The following is a 2,525-nucleotide window of genomic DNA, read 5'->3' as shown; positions in this document are numbered from 1 at the left end:
TGAGACAAGGAGAAACGACAATAGTCAATATCCGTCTCAGCCTTTCGATAACCCCGATCAAGTACAAATTCCTCCTATTGATACTAAGGACGAGGGAGAAATTTTCGACTCTCCTGTGGATTTGACTATTACCGTTAAACAAGATCCTTCCAATATCCATCTTTATTTCCCCAGCGATGGAGTTGCTAGAACACGACCAGTTATAAGGAACCTCACATTTCCGTCTTACACAACTACAAATGTACGTCAAGATGTTAGTGAAATTAAGAAATTCTTCTTTCGCAGTAATGACTCGCTAGTTACTACTGTCGGTACTTATTGGCAATATCGGGTGGGTAATAGGTGGGTCTATATAGGGCCGGGAGAAAGCTGGCGGTCCGGTGACTACACGAAACCTTCTATCAAGAATGGAGCCAGAGGACTCCCGTTACACCGAAGGTTAACGGGAGATGAATGGCGACCAATAAATAAATTGAGCGTAGCGAATCCTTATTCTGGTGTCGCTTGTTGTTCGACATATTTTTTTAACTGTTCCACTGTTGCACCGCCACAACTAGCAACAAAATAAGAACCAGTCCAGCAAATTTGGTTTGTTGTAGAAATATTTCTGTGCCAAGCAGGGATATTCCTTGCGAATTAATCGGCTACTAACTGTTTTTAAGTTACCGATTAATGTAGATAGTGGTATATCTGGCTTGTAGTCAATTAGTAGATGTACGTGATCTGATTCTCCATTAAATTCTAGTAATTCTGATTCCCATTTATTTAAGGTTTGTTTTAAGATTTGTTCCAATCGTATTAAGATTTCGCCGTTGATTGCACGTCTACGATATTTTACCACTAAAACAACGTGAGCGTTAAGCCTGTAAACAGACCTAAAACCATGATGGTATGAGGTTGACATTTTAAAGCGCCAAGTGTTAACATACAAATAAGTTTAGCTCAAAAGAACTGATGTTAGACACGCTCAAGGTAAGAATTTATCCAAATAAAGAACAGCGAGAAGCTTTAGCTAAAAGCTTTGGTTGTTCCCGTTTTGTGTTTAATTATTACCTGAATAAAACTAACAATCAGTATCAAGAAACGGGTAAGAGTATGAGCTATTGCGATATGGCGAAAGACCTAACCCAACTGAAAAAGCTACCAGATTATGAATGGTTAACAGAAGTAACTGCTGCTACATTACAGCAGACGCTTAAAAACCTAGAATCTGCCTTCAATAATTTCTTTGTCTTACGAGCGAGATTCCCAAAGTTTAAAAGCAAGCACAGGAAACAATCAATTCGTTACCCTGAAAGCTGTTCAATTAAAAATGGTGGTTTAAAGTTGCCAAAACTTGGGATTGTTAAAGCTTCAATTTCAAAAAGTATTAACGGTAAAATTAAGTCTGTAACTGTTTCTCAAACAAGCACAGATAAGTATTTTGCTGCAATTTTATTTGAAACTGATGATTTAACCAGTAGTAAAGAAGGAAAAATCTCAAGTATTGATCTAGGTTTGAGCAGTTTAGTTACTGTATTTGATGGAGAAAAGTTTGATAAAGTTGATCCAATCAAACCTACCAGAAAATATGCCAAGCGTTTAAGACGTAGACAACAAGCTTTAAGTCGTAAACTTAAGGGTTCAAATAATAGGAAGAAAACAGTTAAAAGAGTTGCCAGAGTTCACGAAAAGATAGCCAATACCAGACAAGATTTTCTCCATAAACTCTCAAGAAAGTTAGTTGACGAAAACCAAGTCATTATAGCTGAAAACCTTTGCATCAAAGGATTAGCGCGAACCAAACTAGCAAAATCAGTGTTAGATGCTGGATGGGGAATGTTGCTTAATTTCATCTGCTATAAACTGGATCGAGAAGGAAAAATACTTGTACAAGTTGACAGATTCTTTCCCAGTACAAAGCTTTGTAATGGTTGCTTTTTTCAAGAATAATTCATTAAATCTCAGCGTCCGTGAATGGGTTTGTCCAGAGTGCAAAATTCACCATGATAGAGATGAAAATGCAACACAAAATTTAAGGGAAGAAGGTATACGGATTCTGTTAACAAATACCGTAGGACATACGGAATTTCAAGCTTGTGGAGAAGCTGTAAGACTTAGTGGTGCTTGCTTGCATCAAAGAGCAGGTTTCGGTGAAGCAAGAATCTCCCGTTACAGCGTAGCTTAACGGGAGAGTGTCAAAAGTTTTAATTTTGGATTTGATGGTCGATATGTTTGGCCTATTTATGGTGGGACAGGTAAAGTTACTTGGAGTCCGACTTTCCCACCTCGCAATTCTGAAAGCGAACCGCCGACAAAAAAAAAGGAGGAGAAAGTGGAAACGTGCTTGTTTGATGAAGAAAAAATCAAAAAGATTATCAGAAGCTTAAAAGCGAAAATTGAAGTTCCTGTTGTTGAAGCGATAAAAAAGAATGTTAATGGATCTGAAATTTGGGTTCCAAAGATCAATCGTACCCAGATCGAAGTTTTAGCTATTGATGAAAATACAGCAGCTTCTATGGCGCTGATTTATCGCAAGATTGCAG

General features: G+C 37.8%; 2 protein-coding genes and 2 pseudogenes. 3 read left to right on the top strand and 1 reads right to left on the bottom strand.

What is annotated here, in order from left to right:
- Window positions 1-568, top strand: a 568-nt coding sequence (locus ACE1CC_RS33075) for a hypothetical protein (RefSeq protein ID WP_413274687.1), incomplete at its 5' end; no start/stop codon positions are given.
- On the opposite strand, the pseudogene tnpA reads toward ACE1CC_RS33075, so the two are convergent.
- A pseudogene (tnpA, locus tag ACE1CC_RS33070) lies at window positions 490-904 on the bottom strand (IS200/IS605 family transposase). The gene ACE1CC_RS33075 and the pseudogene tnpA sit on opposite strands and share 79 nt — an antisense overlap.
- 50 nt (window positions 905-954) lie before the next feature.
- Here tnpA and ACE1CC_RS33065 point away from each other — a divergent pair.
- Together ACE1CC_RS33065 and ACE1CC_RS33055 are read left to right on the top strand one after the other, a co-directional pair.
- A pseudogene (locus ACE1CC_RS33065) lies at window positions 955-2,162 on the top strand (RNA-guided endonuclease InsQ/TnpB family protein).
- A gap of 152 nt (window positions 2,163-2,314) precedes the next feature.
- A partial coding sequence (locus ACE1CC_RS33055; RefSeq protein WP_413274684.1) for a hypothetical protein occupies window positions 2,315-2,525 on the top strand: 211 nt, incomplete at its 3' end.

It is taken from the genome of Floridaenema aerugineum BLCC-F46, assembly GCF_041929345.1.
GTDB classification, from domain to species: domain Bacteria; phylum Cyanobacteriota; class Cyanobacteriia; order Cyanobacteriales; family Aerosakkonemataceae; genus Floridanema; species Floridanema aerugineum.
Note: the sequence above shows the minus strand (reverse complement) of the source record. Positions and strands in the feature narration are given on the sequence as shown.